Origin of the sequence: Streptomyces sp. NPDC058964 (genome assembly GCF_042741275.1) — a bacterium.
In the GTDB taxonomy this organism is placed as follows: Bacteria; Actinomycetota; Actinomycetes; order Streptomycetales; family Streptomycetaceae; genus Streptomyces.
Genome location: NZ_JBHYKH010000022.1, coordinates 1 through 16002 on the forward strand (window position 1 = coordinate 1; position 16002 = coordinate 16002).

The following is a 16002-nucleotide window of genomic DNA, read 5'->3' on the forward strand; positions in this document are numbered from 1 at the left end:
GGCGTCGGCGCTCAACCGCAGTTGGGGCGCGGGCTGATGCTAATCGCGGCGGGCGCCGCGGGCGTCGACGACGGGGAGTCGGTGCGGGCGCTCGCCCACGCCACGTCCGGCCCCTGTCTGCAGCAGAACCTGGTCGCCGTACTCGAAGGGGATCCCCGATGAGCAAGGAGCCCGTGGCCGTCACAGGGATCGGCCAGACCAAGCACGTGGCGGCCCGCCGGGGCCCGGCGCGGGCCCGGGTGCGCCCCGGGGGGGCGCGTTAAGGCGGCGGGGCGCGCGCGCGCGCGGGGCGCGTAGGGGCGGCGGAAGATCCCGGTCGGGTCGGGCGTCCCGGCGGGCCCCGCCTCCTCCGGCGCGGACTCCTCGCCGGGCCCGGGCAGGAAGGGCTGCAGCCGCTCGTACACCTCCTGCACGTCCGCCGGGCGCGCCTCGGGCGCCTTGCGGAGCAGATGCAGGACCAGGGTCTCGAGCTCCGTCGGCACCTCGGGGCGCAGTTGCCGCAGCGGCGTCGGGGTGGCGTTGACGTGCTGCATCATCAGTTGCCACTCGCTGTCCCCGGCGAACAGCGGCCGCCCGCAGAGCAGTTCGTGCAGCACGCACCCGAGCGCGTACAGGTCGGCGCGCGGCGTGACCCGCCCGCCGCGCACCTGTTCCGGTGCCATGTACTGGTGCGTCCCGATGGGGCTGCCGGTCGCGGTCAGCTTGGTGACGTCCGTCCGCAGGATCGCCGCGATGCCGAAGTCGAGCACCTTCACCGTGCCGTCCCGGGCGACGAGGATGTTGCTCGGCTTCAGGTCACGGTGCACCACGGGAACGTCGTGCGCGTACGACAGCACGGTCGCCACCTGCGCGCCCACGGCCACCGCCCAGCTCACGGGGAGCGGCCGCTCCGGGTGCACGTAGGCGGTCAGCGGTACGCCGTCGACCAACTCCATCACCAGGAACAGTTGCTCGTACGACTCGTCGAGCACCGCGTCGTACACCTGTGGCACGCCCGGATGCTGGATCCGCGCGGTGATCCGCGCCTCGCGCCGGAACCGCTTCTCGAACTCTTCCGCCAAGTGCGGCGACGCCACGGCCTGTGGACGGATCAGCTTCACCGCGACCGGCCGGTCCAGGACGGTGTCGTAACCCCGCCACACGTCCCCCATGCCGCCGTGGCCGAACTGCTCCAGCAGCTCGTACCGTCCCGCGATCCGCCGTGGCTCCGGCACCTGCTCCCCGCCCCCGCCCCCGTCGAGTTACCGAAGTGGTCTTCGATGCGCTGGGAAGCAGTTTCGCGGGTGCGGGTTCCGTGCGTCCAACCGGGTCGCGGGCGACCTACGTGATCAGGTCACGCGGGGCGGCGCACTCGGCGGCGCACTCCGCCCAGACGGTCTTACCTGGCCCGCCCGTGGCGCGGGGCGACCAGCCCCACCGGTCGGCCAACGCCTCGACGAGCAGTAGGCCGCGCCCGCCGTCGCCGTCCGGCGGCGCGGTGGGAAGGTGGGGCACGCGTTCACCGCGGGTGTCGCTGACCTCGATCCGTACGGTGCCGGTGGCCGGGTCGGCGGTGAGCAGGACGTGGAAGTCCCGGCCGGCCACGTGTCCGTGCCGGACGGCGTTGGCGCACAGCTCCGCCGCGACGAGGGTGACGACGTCGTGCGCGTTGCTGCCGTACGGGATGCCCCAGGCGTCGAGCCGGGTCCCGCACAGCCGTCGGGCCAGGCGGGCGCCGCGCGGGGTTGAGCTGAAGCACATCGCGAACTTGTGCATGGTGAGGGGTGATTGTTCTGCGGTCATGCACTCACGGTGGCGTGTCGTGGCATAGCGTCACCAGGGGTGACGCGCTGACGTCGGCCCTTCGTACGGGCGGGTGGGCGCTCTGTACGTGGTGGTACGCGAGTACGCGGGGAAGGGGCCGCACCCTCTTGCGGCCGTGCTCGCTGGGCCGGCGGGCCGGCGGACCGGTCAGTGGGTCAGGACAAGGACAAGGACGACGAGGGCGACGACCGCTGCCACCGCCAGGAAGACCTTCCTCCGCCCCTCCTCCGACACCCGCCGCCGGACGTCGAGTCGTCCGTCACTGCTTCGGAAGACGTAGAACTCCAGGTTGTCGGAGTAGGGCGGCGTCGCCTTGACGACCGTGAGCCGCTTGATCACGACCTCTCGCTCCTTCTCGCCCTTCCGTAGGCGCAGGTGCGGTTCGAGGGCCGAGCGATGGTCAGGGGAGAGGTCGTCGGGAAGCGGATCCTGAATGCCGAGGCGGTCCGTGTGCCAGCCGCCCGAGCCCAGTCCCGAGGCCACTTGCCGGGGCCGTGGGACAGGGGGTGACACTCTCTCGGTCTGTGAGGGCCACTTGATCCGTCCTGCCGTCCAGGACGTCAGGTTCCCGTGTCCACGGCAGGTGGCGCACTCGACGGTGCCTGCCCCCTTGCACGGTACGCAGGGGATGCGCCCACTCGCCTGGCACTCCTGACACCTGACCTTCCCCCAGCCCCGGCACCCGGGACACGCGCTGTCGGGTGTCTGGCAGGCCTCGCAGTTCACCCGTTCGTCGGGTCGGTCGGCCCGGCCCGGCTTGGGAGGCCTGGGCGGGGTGCTGGGCAGACCGCCGTGCTTGAGGGTTTGCGTGCATGCGGTGACGCCCTGGCACACGGTGCATACGTGGGCGGGCTCGCACGGGCGGTACGTCATGCCGTTGCAGTCGGCACCGCCGCCGGCCGTTGCCGCAGTCACAGGACCGGAGATGCACCGTGCCGCGCTTGACCAGGTCGAGCGGCCGGTCTCCGGTCTTCTCGTGCGGGCTCAGCTTGTAGTTTTCCAGCACGTCGTACACCGGTCGCTCCGAGAGGTCGACGGTGCCGGGCTCGTGCTGTGTCCCCTCGGTGCGTTGCTCGACGCGCCGGGTGACGGTGCCTTCAAGCAGGTGCAGGCGGGTGAGGTGGAAATCCGCAGGGGCCGCGCCAAGACGCCTGCTCCGGCCGCGTGCCAGGAAGGTGCCGAGCGCCGCGCCCACCTCGTCGTCGGACGGATCGTTGGGTGCCACCACGAAACTCGCTCCCCCCAAGTAGCGCCTCTCCCGCCCGAGACAGGGGCCGGACCGGTGCCGAGCGACCCCAGTGTGACGGGACAGGGCCCGCCGCGAAAGGGCACGAAACTGAGAGCTCATGTTGCCGCCCGTCCGCGCGGCGCGCGCAGCAGTCTGTGCCGGAAGCGGTGCTCACCAAGCCTGGCCACCGCGGGCACGGCGGGCGGCGCGTCGGCCCCTGGGCGTGGCGTGACCTGTGGTGATGCCACGGCGTTAACCCATCGGGGCGGGCTCGACCCCTGTGTCCGGCGAGGTGCGGCAAGAGGTGGGCAGGGCGGTGACCGTGAGGGACGTGGAAGCGGAGCAGCGGCAGCAGCGGCCGGAGGACGAGCCGGGGACGGGCGTGGTGACCGCGTTCGGGCGGCAGTTGAAGCTGTTGCGGGTCCAGGCGGGGATGGACCGGGCGGAGTTCGGCAAGCGGGTCGGCTACTCGTCGGACACCGTGGCGTCGATCGAGCAGGGGAGGCGGATCCCGCAGGCCCGGTTCATCGAGCGGGCGGATGAGGTGCTGGGGGCTGGCGGGTTGCTCACGGCGTTGAAGGAGGAGGTGGGGCGGGCTCAGTATCCGGCGTTCTTCCGGGACGCGGCGAGGTTGGAGGCCGATGCGCACGAACTCTTCCTGTACGCGGTACAGGCGATCCCCGGGCTTCTGCAGACCGAGGAGTACACGCGTGCTCTCCTCGCCATGCGGCGACCGCTACTGGACGAAGACACAATGGAACAGCGAGTCGCAGCGAGGCTGTCACGCCAAGAGATCTTGAGCCGCTGGCCAGCACCTCTCATGAGCTTTGTCATCGAAGAGGCCGTGCTCCGTAAACCCTTCGGCGGTACGCCGGTTCTGCGCGGTGTCCTCGAAAACGTCCTACTGACCGGGCAGAAACGCAACGTGGAGATCCAGGTCATGCCGAACGACCGCGAGGACAACGCCGGCGTGGACGGCCCCTTCACGTTGATCACCCCGAGGCGGGGTGACCAGATCGCGTACCTGGAAGTACAGGGACGCAGCATCCTGGTCAGCGACCGGGACGAAGTACGGTCCGTCTCAGCACGTTATGGGATCATCCGAAGTCAGGCTCTCACTCCGCGAGAGTCCCTGGGATTCGTAGAGAAGGTGCTGGGAGAGCTATGAACACGGGTGAGTCGTGGCGCAAGAGCAGCTACAGCGGCGCGGAGGGCGGCGAGTGCATCGAGGTTGCCGAGACGAGCGGAGCCATCTGGGTACGTGACTCCAAGCGACCGACGGAAGCCAGACTGTCCTTCGGGGCCGACGCATGGGCCGACTTTGTGCGGATGACCGCACGACGCTGAACTGACTGAAACTGCCGGGGCTCGGTGCGCGCGTCGCTCCGAGCCCCGAGCATGTCAGATATCCTCCAGCCCCTCCTCCCGGCGAATCATCCGCCAGGCCGCGCGGCGAGCGCTGCGGTCGAGGTTGGACTTGAAGTCCCGGTCCGTGCCGAAGTACCGCTTGCCGAGGGTGTCGATGGTGGAGACATGATCCATCATGTTCTCCTCGAACTTCTTGTCGAAGACGATGCCGAAGTTCTCCTCGTCGTTGACGAGGGCGGCGGCCCGGACCTTCGGGTCCTTCTTGGTGGCGTTGAAGGCCGGGAGGACGTCCTCCTCGGTGAACTCCGTGCCGAACTTGTCGTTGAACTTCTCGATCAGCTCGGACAGCAGTGACTTCTCGGCGTCTTTCGCGCCGCCCACGCCGTCCCCGAAGCCCTTGAGCTCGGCGGGTCCCTCCGGGTTGAGGGACACGTCGTACTCGCCGGTCTTCTCGACGCGCAGGTGACTGAGGTCCACCTCGCCTATGTCGACTCCGCCGTCCGCGAGGCGGGGAAGCCGATTGAGCAGGTAGCGCCCGTAGAGGTAGAGGCGCTCCAGCTCGGCGTCCTGATACGGCACGATCTGCGCGAGGAAGCCGTACTTGCGGACGTAGTCATTGAGGTTGGCTCGGAAGTCCTCGGCGGCCTCGACGTCGTCCTCCTCCTCGCTCTCCAGGAGGTGGGTGAAGCGGGTGACGGCGGGAGACAGGAGGCGGTACAACTCGGCGTGCAGCTTCTCCCACTTGGACTGGGAGCCGCCCGCCTTCTCCTGCGCCTCGAAGTACGCGGCGACGAACTCGTCCATGTCCTGCTCCGAGATGATCGGCGCGGACATGACGCGGCTCTGGGCCGAGTACAGGAGGTTCGGGTCGGAGGGCAGGGTCTGCGCCTCCTCGAAGTACGGGCGGAACGCCTCCCTGATGTCCTCGGCGTCGTTGACGAAGTCCAGGACGGCGAGGTCGGCCTGGGACTTGCGTTCAGCGGTGCGGTTGAGGCGCGAGAGCGTCTGCACGGCGGCGATGCCGGTCAGCGTCTTGTTGACGTACATCGTCGTGAGGAGCGGCTGGTCGAAGCCGGTCTGGTACTTCTCGGCGACGACCAGGATCCCGTACTCCTGCTGACCCTTGCCGCCGGCCTTCGCTGCCTTGTCGTCGGCACGGGCGTAGCCGAACGCCTTCGGCAGCGCGCTCTCCGAGAGACCGCCGTTCTCCTTGCTCTCGGTGGTCTCCTCACCGTCGATGGTGAGGGACCCGGAGAAGGCGACCAAAACACCGAGGTCCGGGTACTTGGTGTCGTAGTCGCGGTCGGCGATGTAACTGCGGATGGCGCGGGCCATCTGCACGGCGGAGAGGCGGGAGGCCGTGACCACCATGGCCTTCGCGCGTCCGCCGAGCCGGCCGCGGGTGTGGTGGACGAAGTGCTCGACGATCACCTGGGCGTGCTGGGACACCGTGTGCTCGTGCATGAGCGCGAACCGGGCGAGCAGGCTGTTCGCCTTGGAGGGGTCGACCTCCTTCTCGTCGCGGTTGAGGTTCGCGAGCTTCCAGTAGGTGTTGTAGGTGACGTAGTTGCGCAGCGGGTCGAGGATGAAGCCCTCCTCGATGGCCTGGCGCATGGAGTAGGTGTGGAAGGGACGGTAGACGGTCTTGCCGTTCTCCACGTCTTCCGTGCCGAAGAGTTCGAGGGTCTTGGACTTGGGGGTGGCGGTGAAGGCGAAGTAGGAGAGGTTCCCGGCCCGGGAACGCGCCACCGCCTTCGCCTTGAGCTGGTCGTCCAGGGTGACCGTGGTCGCGCCCTCGTCGTCCGAGTCGGCGTCCAGGCCGAGGTCGCGCAGGGCGGACTTCACGGCGGTGGCGGCGTCGCCGGACTGCGAGGAGTGCGCCTCGTCGACGACGATCGCGAAGCGGCTGCCCTTGATCTCGGTGGGGTTGCGCTTGATGTAGTCGAGCAGCGCCGGGAACGAGTGCAGGGTGACGGTGACGATCTTCCCGGTGTCCCGGGAGAGGGCACGAGCGAGCTGTTCGCTCTTCGCCCCGTGCTTCTCGTCGACCTTCACGACCAGGCCGTCCGTCTGCGAGAAGCTGCCGACGGTCGCCGAGAGCTGGGCGTCCAGCGCGCGGCGGTCGGTGATGACGATGACCTTGTCGAAGACGGGCTCGCCGGGCTTGATGCGGCCGTCGGCGACGGCGTCGGGCCGCAGGACGGCAGGGTCTCTGCGGGCGTGGAGGTCGCTGAGGCGGTGGGCCAGCCAGCCGATGGTGTTCGACTTGCCGGAGCCGGCGGAGGCCATGACCAGGTAGTTCTGGCCGGCGCCGTGGATGGACGCGTGCGCGGTGAGCTTCCGGACCACGTCCCACTGGTGGAAGCGGGGGAAGATCGTCGACTTGGTGGTGCCACCGCCGGGCGTCTTGTGTTTCTGCTGGTGCACGAAACGCTGGAGCAGGTCGAGCCAGTTGTCCCGCTGCCAGACCTGTTCCCACAGGTAGGAGGTGGCGTACGTGCCGTGGGCCGTGGGCGCAGGGTTCCCGGCTCCGCCGGGCTGGCCGGGGCCGTTCGAGCCGGTGTTGAACGGCAGGAACTGGGTGCTCTTGCCGCGCAGTTGCGTGGTGACGAAGACCAGGTCCGGGTCGACGGCGAAGTTGGCGATGACGCGCCGCGTGAAGATCAGCTCGGTCGGGTCCCGGTCGGTCCGGTACTGCTCCTTGGCCTGCTCGACGCCCTGCCCGGTGAGCGGGTTCTTCAACTCGGCCGTGGCGACCGGGATGCCGTTGAGGAACAGGGTGAGGTCGAGCCGGTGACCCCAGTCGGCCTGCTTGGTGGCGTAGGGGAGTTCCCGGACGACGGTGAGGCGGTTGGCCCGGTAGCCGTCGAGAACGGAGTCGGCGGAGATGAGGTTGGGCTTGAAGTAGGCGACGCGGAGCCGCACGCCCCGGTCCTTGACGCCGTTGCGGAGGACGTGCAGCAGCCCGTCATCGGCGATGGCCCGGTCGAGTCGCTGGGCGAAGCCGCGCTGCGCCTCGTTGGGGTTGCCGCCGTAGACGGTGAGCAGTTCGTCCCACTCGTCGGGCTGCGTAGCGCCGATGAAGGTGAACAGCTCGTTGGTGTCGAGCCCGAGGTCGGGTCGGTAGTCCTCGGGGTTCGCCTCCCGCCAACCTCGCTCGCAGAGCGCGGCAACGATGGCAGCCCCGAAGGAGGACTCGTCGTGCACGGGGCTCATACGGAGACTCCTTCGGTTACGTTGCGGCCGCTGGCGGTGGAGACGTCGAACTGGCCCGTCACTGCGGCCGTGATGAGTGCCTGTCGTCGTTCGGCCTGGAGTGACATGCGACGACTAAGTGCTGACTGGACGGTGTGAACGTCACGAGCAATCGTCTCCGTGTCAGCCACCACACGTTCTTGGGTCCGGAGCGAAGGGATCGGGAACTTCATGAATCGAACGTTTCCGGCCTCGAGGTGCGGGTGCAGTGCTCCTGTCTGTTCGCGGAGAAGGGCGTGTCTACCCCAGTGACTGCGCAACGCGTGCCAGAGGAAGCGAGGAAGAAGGTAGTTGCGGTCGGTTCGGGCGATCAGCAGAGCGTGGCAGCTCGCTCCCACAAAATCCTCCCCGACGATTCCCACTTCGCCGATGCCACCGGTCTGTACGATCAGGACGTCCTCAAGACCAAGCCGGATGCGGGGGCGTTCCGCAGCCCAGGCCTGAGTGACGTAATAGGGCCGTCGGGCGAAGTCGATCTGCCCATTCTTGATGTGGAGAGATTGGAGATAGGGAACCCCTTCTTCCACGAAGAGGTCTCGCGTGGGGCCGACGTACCCGTTGGTCAATTGACTGAGGACATGGTTGAGCGGCATCGCCGGCCAGTCCGCGTGGTGTTCGAGGCCCAGGGCATTGAGGCGAGGCCCGCCCGCCCTGACGACACTCTCGCTGAAAGCGACGTACTGGCGTTCCCGGACGCGGTCCTGCTGTTCCCTTGTAAGAGCTGCTATGCGGTCGATGCGGGCAGTTTCCGCGTCGAGGAAGTCAGCGATGCGGCGTTGCTCGGGCAGTGGAGGCAGCGGAACGGGAGCATCGCCAAGGCGATCTCGGTTGAGCTCAATCTGGTTCGTGGCACCCACGACCAAGGCGGCATAGACATATTCCTGGAAGGGCCGCGACCCGAGCCAGTGATAGGCAAATCGAGGGTGGAGCAGGTCACTATTTGTGCGAGCGATTGTTACATGGCTGTCCGCCATGCAGGGCAGCCCGTCCGGCGAACCCGTGAAATACCCCACACGTCCAAGGGTGCCCGTTCCGGTCGAGTTGATCAGAACGTCGTCCGGGTGTAGATGACCCTTGAGGTTGCGTGGATCGCCGTGGAAGTCGTGAAAACGCGTGCGTTGCCAGTCGAGCCTGCCCGGCTGATTCGAAGCCTGGCTGACGGCTCGCACGGCCCCTTCGTCGACATAGCTGGGCGCTGACCCACGGTTGAGCACCGTGGTCACGTGCTTCAAGGAAGCGGCCGACCACTGCGATGGAAGCTCGATGCCGAGCACCGTACTCACTCCGTCACCTCCCCGAGAAGCCTCTGGATCTCCGCCTCAAGCGCCTTCAGGTCCGTGTCGATCTCCGCCAATGGCCGCGGTGGCTCGTACACGTAGAAGTGCCGCGTGAACGGAATTTCGTACCCAACCTTTGTCTTGCTGTGGTCGATCCACGCATCCGGCACGTGCGGGTGGACCTGCCGCGCCAGGTACTCCTCGACGTCCTCGCCCAGCGGAACGTTCTCGTAGTCCCGCAGCTCCGCGTCCGGCTCGGTCTGGCCCCTGACCAGCTGGACCTCGCCGTCCGGATCCCGTACCCCGATAATTTCCCGCAGCGCCTTGTTGAACGGCGCCCCCGTCGGCCACGTCTCGCCGGCCTGCACCACCGCGTCCTTCAGCGCAAGCCAAGCCTCCTGCTTCGTGCCCCACCTCGCGCCCATCAGGGACTTGAAGGCGTCCGCCAGGGCCGGAGCCTGCGGGAGCTTCTGGATGGCCCTGGACGCCTCCAGTGCCGCCAGCGTCTCCTCCGTCACCTCGAACCGCAGCTTCAGCGGGCGCTCAACCGTGATCCGCTGGTAGCCGAAGTCCTCGTTCGCGAAGACCTTCACCTTGCCGTGCAGCGGGTGGTCCGAGTCCCCCGCCACGGCCAGGGCCTCGCCGTACAGCTTGACCACCTCGGCGATGTGCTCCTTGCCCAGCGCCTTGCGCTTGTCGCCCAGCGACTTGCGCATCTTCTGCCACTGGTCGCGGGCGTCCAGCAGGACGACCTTGCCCTTGTGGTCCGGGCTCTTGCGGTTGGTCAGGATCCAGAAGTACGTCGAGATGCCGGTGTTGTAGAAGAGCTGGTCCGGCAGGGCGACGATGCCCTCCAGCCAGTCGTTCTCCAGGATCCAGCGGCGGATCTCCGACTCGCCCGAGCCGGCCGCGCCCGTGAACAGCGGTGAGCCGTTGAAGACGATGGCGAGGCGGGAACCGCCCCCGCCGTTCACGTCCACCGGCTTCATCTTCGAGATCATGTGCTGGAGGAACAGCAGCGACCCGTCGTTGATGCGCGGCAGCCCCGCCCCGAAGCGGCCGGCCTCGCCGAGCGCCTTGTGCTCGTGCTCGACCTCGTCCTTGACCTTCTTCCACTCCACGCCGAACGGCGGGTTGGCCAGCATGTAGTCGAAGGACTTCCGGGCGTGCCCGTCGTCGGAGAAGGAGTTGCCGAAGGCGATGTTCTCCGGGTCCTGGCCCTTGATCATGAGGTCGGACCGGCAGATCGCCCACGACTCGGGGTTGAGCTCCTGCCCGTACACCTCCACCGTGGCGTCCGGGTTCAGCTCCTTGATGAGGTCGTCCATCGCGGAAAGCATGCCGCCCGTGCCGCAGGCCGGGTCGAGGACCGTGCGCACCGCGCCCGGCAACTGCAACGCGTCGCCGTCCGGTGCGACGAGCAGCCGCACCATGAGCTGGATGACCTCACGCGGAGTGAAGTGCTCACCGGCCGTCTCGTTGGACTGCTCGGCGAAGCGTCTGATCAGTTCCTCGAAGATGTAGCCCATGTTGTGGTTGGGCACGACCTCGGGACGCAGGTCCAGGTCCGTGAACTTGCCGATGACCTGGTAGAGCAGCCCGGCGCTGTCCAGCCGCTTGATCTGCTGCGCGAACTCGAAGCGGTCCAGTACGCCCCGCGCGTTGTCCGAGAAGGCCCCCACGTACACCGTGAGGTTCTTCGCCGCGTTCTGCGGGTCGTCCGCGATCTTCTTCAGGGTCAAACTGGACCGGTTGTAGAAGGAGTGGCCCGACGCCCGGCGCAGGAAGCGGTCCGGGTCGATGCCGCTGTCCTTGTGCTGCTCCGCGATCTCCGTGACCTTCTCGCGGGTCGGCGCCAGCACGCACTCCAGCCGCCGCAGCACCGTGAACGGCAGGATGACCTTGCCGTAGTCGGACTGCTTGTAGTCCCCCCGCAGGAGGTCGGCGACGGACCACGCGTGGTTCGCCAACTCCGTGTGCTTGCTGCTGTTCAACTGGATCCCCGGATTCCTTCCGAAATGTCCCAACCCCACCGCCCGGGCCGAGCCCAGCCGAGTCGATCGGCCGGCCGACCGACCAGGACGGTCCGACAAGTGTGGTCTATGTGTGAGAGGCGATGTGCCTAATGGGGCGAATCGCCACCCCGTCCGCCCGCCTCCGCCGCGCCCGCCGGCTCCCGCGACGGCAGCAACTGGCCGCCCGTGAGCCCGCCCGCCAGCAGCCGTGCCGTCCCCTCCGCCAGCCGTGTCGCCCGCTGGGCCTCCGCCCGCAGTTCGTGCACGTGCCGGAACGCCTCCCCGTACCGCCGCTGTTCCTCCAGCGGCAGCAGCGGCACCCGCAGCCGGCCCGGGCTGACCGTCAGGACCGTGCTGCCGGTCGACGCGCCCGCAATGTTCTCCTCCGCGCCCAGGAACCCCGCGAGGAACCAGGGGTCCAGGCGTGCCGGGTCCGGCCGGAAGAGGTGGACGTGGGGGCCGAGCAGCGCGCCGGCGTCCGCCTCGTCCACCACCCGGGCCATCGGGCCTTCCGTGCTGGCGACCGCCCGTACGAGCACGTCGCCGACGGCGATCACGGGTGCCGTGTCGTCGTATAGGCCCATCGGGTCCCCGGTGGGACCTGACCCGGTCGCGATGTCGGAGCCGGTGAGCACCGGCCGCGTCTCGGGCCTCCCGCCCCCGCCGGTCCCGCCGCTCGCGGCCTGCGCGCGGGTGCGCACGCTGTCCGGCAGGTTCCGCAGCAGGGTGAGCGCCCCGCCGCGCGTGAGGTCGGACGCGGTCGCCGTCCGCCACTGGCGGGCCGCGGCGCCCGCGGCGCTCCACGCCTCCTGACCGGCCGTCCGCCCCAGGGACCTCGCGGCCTCGACGAGACCCCGGCGGGTGGCGTCGACCTCGGCCGACAGTTCCGCCGGGTCGATCTCGGCTCGTGACGCCCGTACGAGTCGCGTTGGCGTCAGGTCCACCACGTCGTCGAGCAGGTCCACGACCCCGACGGCGTGCGCGACGCCGGGCTCGCCCTCGAATGTGTCAGGGCTCTCCGTGAACGCTCGCCAGGCGTCCAGTGCGCGCGCTGTGATCCCGTCCCAGTCCGGGGCGGCGGGCCTGCTTCCACCCCGCGTTCGCCCGCTCACCGTCGTCGTCCCGCCGTGTCCGGCCGCCGTCGCCGCGTCCGCCGCCGTGTCGACGAAGAGGACCGACTTGCGTTCCGGGCCGCCCGGTTCGGGCCGTTGCAGCACCCAGATCTGGAGGCCGACGTGCAGGGGTACCGACGCGCCGGGCGGCAGGGCGATCACGGCGCGCAGGGCGCCGCTGCGGACGAGTTCTGCCCGTACACGGCGGCCCGACGAGCGGCCTGCGGTGGCCGGCGGGAGGAGCAGGGCGGCATGGCCGCCGGGAGTGAGGTGGGAGAGGGCGTGCTGTACCCAGGCCAGTTCCGATTCGGCGCGGGGCGGTACGCCGTACGCCCAGCGGGGGTCGTAGGCGAGTTCGTCGTGGCCCCAGTCGCGGTCACCGAAGGGCGGGTTGCACAGGACGGCGTCGGCGAGCAGGCCGGGGAAGGCGTCGGCGCGGAGACTGTCGGCGGCGCGGACGGTGACCGTGGCCTCGGGGGCCGTCAGCATCAGGCTCACAGCGCTGCGGCGGGCCTGCACGGGAAGCGTGTCCTGGCCGTACAACTCGCTCGCGCCCCGGCGGGCGGCGGCCGCCAGGAGGGTGCCGCTGCCGCAGGCCGGGTCGAGGACGCGGGCGGGGGCGCCGGGGATCAGGCGGGCGAGCAGGTCGGCGAGCGGGGCAGGGGTCTGGTAGGCGCCGGAGGCGGCGCTGTCCTCCAGTTCCCGTTCCGCGAGAACGGCCAGCGCGGCCTGGCCGCCCTCGTCGCGTACACACGCGTACAGCGCGCGCAGCACCGGCGCGTCGCCCGGCTCGTAACGGACGGCCTCCGCGGTCGGTACGGCGTCGGCTGCTGCGGCCGCGTCCCGCTGCGCGCGGGTCGCGAGGTCCGCGTCCGGCAGTCGTACGGCGGCGGTCAGCTCCTCAGGTGAGCGGCCTGCCGCGGCGAGGACGAGCAGCAGCAGGTCCTCCGGTGTGCCGCCGCCGTCCTGTGCGTGCAGGCGCAGCGTCGTGCGCAGTTCCTCCGACGGGCTCGCGGCCGAGGTGTGCCCGCGGGAGGCGAGCCAGGCGCGCACGGCCTCCAGGTCGTACAGCGGGCTGCTGTCCGTGCCGCCGGACGGCGCCGGGAAGTCGTCGTGCCGGCGGCGCCAGTTGCTGACCGTGGCGCGCGTGACGCCCGCGATGCGGGAGATCTCGGCGGCGGTCACCTGGGCGGGTGACGCGGATGACTGGGGCATGGGTGCGGTCCTGGGCCTCTCGGAAGCGGACGTCAACAACCTACAGCACCCGTCAAATCTGTCAATCTGTTTGACAGTGCTTTCAGTGTACTGCTTATCTGAAGGTGCTTCCGGCGGAAGCGGCCGCCCAGCAGGTCTTCGTGCTGCGGGCTGCCCTGCCGACCTGTCGGCCTGCCGCGCCGACCTCATGAAACGGAGAACGCCATGACCTTCCAGCAACCGCTCCCCAGCCGCCCGGCTACGACCCGCAGGACTTCACCGGCCTCGCGGCGCCGCACGGAGGGGGCCAGGATGAGCGCCGCAAGAGACGGCTGAAGTACGGCGCTGTCGCCCTGGTCTCGCTGTTCGTCGGCGTCGGGATCGGTTCGAGCGACGGTTCCGCCGACACCACCGGCAAGGCGACGGCCGGAGTGAAGGCCGCCCCCCCGCCCCACGGTCACCGTCACCGAGACCGCCGCGGCCGCCGACCCCAAGCCCGCGCCGACGGTGACCAAGACGGTGACCGCCAAGCCGAAGAAGAAGCACAAGTCCGGGCCGGCAGCCAGCTTCTCCGGTGAGGGCGAGTACCTCGTCGGAGGCCGGCACCTACAAGACCGCCGGGCCCGACGACGAGTGGGGCTGCTACTGGGAGCGCGCCAAGGACGCCAGCGGTGAGTTCGGCTCCATCATCGCCAACAACAACCTCGACGGCCCGGGGCGCGTGCCGCTCAACAGCGGCGAGTACTTCAAGACCAACCGGTGCCAGGAGTGGAAGCTGGTCGGCTGAAGCGCGAAGGTCCGGTCCCGGTCACCCCTCTCGGTCTGGAAGGCCCATTCGTGACGATCACCGAGCACACAGAGCTGACCCGTCGCTTCGCCGACGACTTCACCGCCCTGCAGGAGGCCGTCCTGGCGCGAATGAACGGGATCTGCGCTCCTGAGGTTGCTGTGGCCTTGGAACATCCTTCGCTTGCCGGTCCCATCGCCATCGCTCTCGCCCACGCCGATGTCCTCGCTCGCGGGGCTGTCCGGCGTGCGGAGCTCTCGACACAGTCCCCGGAGCGGCTGCGACGGCTGCGGATCCACGCGCGCAAGGTGCGACGGGCCCGGTCCCAGGAGGAAGCCCTGTGCAAGGAGCAGCGTGCCCGCCGTCTCGCCGGCCGCTCCCGGCCGATGGACGTGCTGGAGGTGAGGGTGGCGCGCAGGGCGTTCCCGGCGGCCTTCGCCGAAGCTCTGCGGCAGGAACTCCGCGACAGGGGGCTGCCGGACGGCACACCGCAGGCGCCGGAAAGCGACCTCGCCCGCTGGGTCTGGGACCAGCGGACGGCAGGTGACGAACTGCTGCCGACGCCGGTGCGTGAACTGCTGGACTGTGACGACGACGCCTTCGTCCAAGAACTCCTGCGCGATGCCCGGGAGGACGAGAACCCCCACCTCACGCATGACGCGGTGGTCGAACGGTGGAGTCGCCACGCCCGTGCCGCGGTGGCCTGGGGCCGCTACGCGATCGGCCGGGCCGAACGGGACGTCCTCACCTGCTCTCTCTCCGCACGGCGCACCGGACTTGACGCTTTGGAGGACGCCTACCAGGACACCGCGGTTCTCGCCGCCCGGTCCCGCGAAGCCCGGCTCCGGGTCACGGAACTCCACGACCGGATGCAGGTCTGTATGACAACAGGGCCGTTCGCGGACCTCATCGCGCAGTGTCGCGCCGCGGCACCGGCGCGCTTCGCGGACGCCGAAGTCGAGTTGTGGCACAGCGTGCGTGAGCTGATAGAGAGGCACCGGACGAACTGCCCCGAACGCGCTGATGGCTGCCCGCGCTGTCACCACGCTCTTGCTACCCTCCTCGCCGACACGGGCGAAGATGGCGACGGCGAACATCCGACGGCAACGAATCCGGCCGATGGGGACCGCTACGCCGTGCTCGCCGACCTTCCCGACACCGCAGTCGTGGCCGTCGCCGACGCGGCCGTCGCTGACGAGTCCGCACTGTGCGGCTACGGCTGGGCTGCCGAGGACGGGACCGCCGGTTACGGCGACTCCTTGGCCTCAAGCAGCGGTGAAGCCGAAGTCATCGGTATCTGCGAGGCCGCCCTCAGCCTCCTCGAGCACCACGAGGATGCGCCCGTCATCCTCCTGTGCGACAGCGCCCAGGCGGTCGGCGTCGTCGATGCGGCCCTGCGCTCCGTCGACCCGGCAGCGGCCCCCCGCACTCTCCTCTTTCCGGAGAGCTGGCAGGTCATGGACAGCCTGTTGCGCCACCGCCATCGCCACCGTGTCCAGGTCCGCTGGTTGAAAGGCCACATCGGACATGACCTCAACGAAGCCGCCGACGCTTTCGCTCGCCTCGCCCTCCGCCGAGTCAGCGGCCGCATCCCTCTTTCCGCCGCCCGGAAGGAGGAGGCGCGGATCCGACGCTCGCTCGGGTCCGGCCCCCTGTGGGCCGCTGCCTGAATCCATTCCTCTTCATGTCCTCACAGCACTCGACGAAGGGAACTGCTTAAGGGGCGACTTCAACTGGCTTTTTGATCAAGCCCGTTCAGAAATCACGGAGAGATGCGAGAACATCTGGGGACTCACCCGGTCGGGGAGCCATGGATCGAAACCTCCACCGGCCAGCGTGGGTAAAGGTGATCCTCAAGGAGATCGGGACGGTCAGACATACCGCCCGTTCCTCGGCAGGGAACCTTTGGTTGTAGGGTAAATCAATTGGATTTCCTGGGGGCTCGCGGTGGGGGCTGTGATCG

Annotated in this window: 11 protein-coding genes and 2 pseudogenes; 5 read left to right on the forward strand and 8 right to left on the reverse strand. The window is 69.2% G+C overall.

Annotated features, from left to right (window positions below; all coding sequences use genetic code 11):
• Positions 1-162: pseudogene (locus ACFW2E_RS04870) on the forward strand (lipid-transfer protein); the annotation flags it as partial.
• A gap of 56 nt (positions 163-218) precedes the next feature.
• Here ACFW2E_RS04870 and ACFW2E_RS04875 read toward each other — a convergent pair.
• The 3 genes and pseudogenes from ACFW2E_RS04875 to ACFW2E_RS04885 all read right to left on the reverse strand — a co-directional run.
• Positions 219-1214: pseudogene (locus ACFW2E_RS04875) on the reverse strand (serine/threonine-protein kinase); the annotation flags it as partial.
• Between the two features lie 106 nt (positions 1215-1320).
• Entirely contained in the window at positions 1321-1782 is a 462-nt protein-coding gene (locus ACFW2E_RS04880) for an ATP-binding protein (RefSeq protein WP_384461433.1), read from the reverse strand.
• A 168-nt stretch (positions 1783-1950) separates the two neighbouring features.
• Positions 1951-2286, reverse strand: coding sequence for a hypothetical protein (locus tag ACFW2E_RS04885; protein ID WP_384461436.1), 336 nt, complete (start codon positions 2284-2286; stop codon positions 1951-1953).
• 1067 nt (positions 2287-3353) lie between these two features.
• Between ACFW2E_RS04885 and ACFW2E_RS04890 the strand changes: the two genes are divergently transcribed.
• Entirely contained in the window at positions 3354-4199 is an 846-nt protein-coding gene (locus ACFW2E_RS04890) for a helix-turn-helix domain-containing protein (protein ID WP_384461496.1), read from the forward strand.
• Positions 4196-4378 carry a DUF397 domain-containing protein gene (locus ACFW2E_RS04895; RefSeq protein WP_220645420.1) on the forward strand — a complete coding sequence of 61 codons (183 nt, stop codon included), beginning with the start codon at positions 4196-4198 and terminating at the stop codon, positions 4376-4378. The genes ACFW2E_RS04890 and ACFW2E_RS04895 overlap by 4 nt, the downstream gene beginning before the upstream one ends.
• Before the next feature lie 54 nt (positions 4379-4432).
• On the opposite strand, the gene ACFW2E_RS04900 is transcribed toward ACFW2E_RS04895, so the two are convergent.
• The 5 genes from ACFW2E_RS04900 to ACFW2E_RS04920 form a co-directional block, all read right to left on the reverse strand.
• Positions 4433-7615 (reverse strand): type I restriction endonuclease subunit R, encoded by a 3183-nt coding sequence (locus ACFW2E_RS04900; RefSeq protein WP_384461440.1) that lies wholly within the window; start codon positions 7613-7615, stop codon positions 4433-4435.
• Entirely contained in the window at positions 7612-8937 is a 1326-nt protein-coding gene (locus ACFW2E_RS04905; RefSeq protein ID WP_384461448.1) for a restriction endonuclease subunit S, read from the reverse strand. The genes ACFW2E_RS04900 and ACFW2E_RS04905 overlap by 4 nt, the downstream gene beginning before the upstream one ends.
• Positions 8934-10925: an N-6 DNA methylase gene (locus ACFW2E_RS04910; protein ID WP_384461451.1), complete on the reverse strand. Its 1992-nt coding sequence runs from the start codon at positions 10923-10925 to the stop codon at positions 8934-8936. The genes ACFW2E_RS04905 and ACFW2E_RS04910 overlap by 4 nt, the downstream gene beginning before the upstream one ends.
• 128 nt (positions 10926-11053) lie before the next feature.
• Positions 11054-13273: an N-6 DNA methylase gene (locus ACFW2E_RS04915; protein ID WP_384461454.1), complete on the reverse strand. Its 2220-nt coding sequence runs from the start codon at positions 13271-13273 to the stop codon at positions 11054-11056.
• 185 nt (positions 13274-13458) lie between these two features.
• Positions 13459-13782, reverse strand: coding sequence for a hypothetical protein (locus ACFW2E_RS04920; protein WP_384461457.1), 324 nt, complete (start codon positions 13780-13782; stop codon positions 13459-13461).
• Positions 13783-13826: 44 nt separating this feature from the next.
• Between ACFW2E_RS04920 and ACFW2E_RS04925 the strand changes: the two genes are divergently transcribed.
• Both ACFW2E_RS04925 and ACFW2E_RS04930 read left to right on the forward strand, forming a co-directional pair.
• Positions 13827-14039 carry a hypothetical protein gene (locus tag ACFW2E_RS04925; protein ID WP_384461460.1) on the forward strand — a complete coding sequence of 71 codons (213 nt, stop codon included), beginning with the start codon at positions 13827-13829 and terminating at the stop codon, positions 14037-14039.
• Positions 14040-14089: 50 nt separating this feature from the next.
• The gene (locus ACFW2E_RS04930; RefSeq protein ID WP_384461463.1) at positions 14090-15709 is read left to right on the forward strand and encodes a ribonuclease HI; all 1620 of its coding nucleotides are present in this window, start codon (positions 14090-14092) and stop codon (positions 15707-15709) included.
• Positions 15710-16002: the final 293 nt, after the last annotated feature.

Excerpts from the sequence above, each read along its gene's own strand:
- ACFW2E_RS04880 (WP_384461433.1), bottom strand. The coding sequence starts at position 1,782 with ATGACCGCAGAACAATCACCCCTCACCATGCACAAGTTCGCGATGTGC.
- ACFW2E_RS04900 (WP_384461440.1), bottom strand. The coding sequence starts at position 7,615 with ATGAGCCCCGTGCACGACGAGTCCTCCTTCGGGGCTGCCATCGTTGCC.
- ACFW2E_RS04895 (WP_220645420.1), top strand. The coding sequence starts at position 4,196 with ATGAACACGGGTGAGTCGTGGCGCAAGAGCAGCTACAGCGGCGCGGAG.
- ACFW2E_RS04915 (WP_384461454.1), bottom strand. The coding sequence starts at position 13,273 with ATGCCCCAGTCATCCGCGTCACCCGCCCAGGTGACCGCCGCCGAGATC.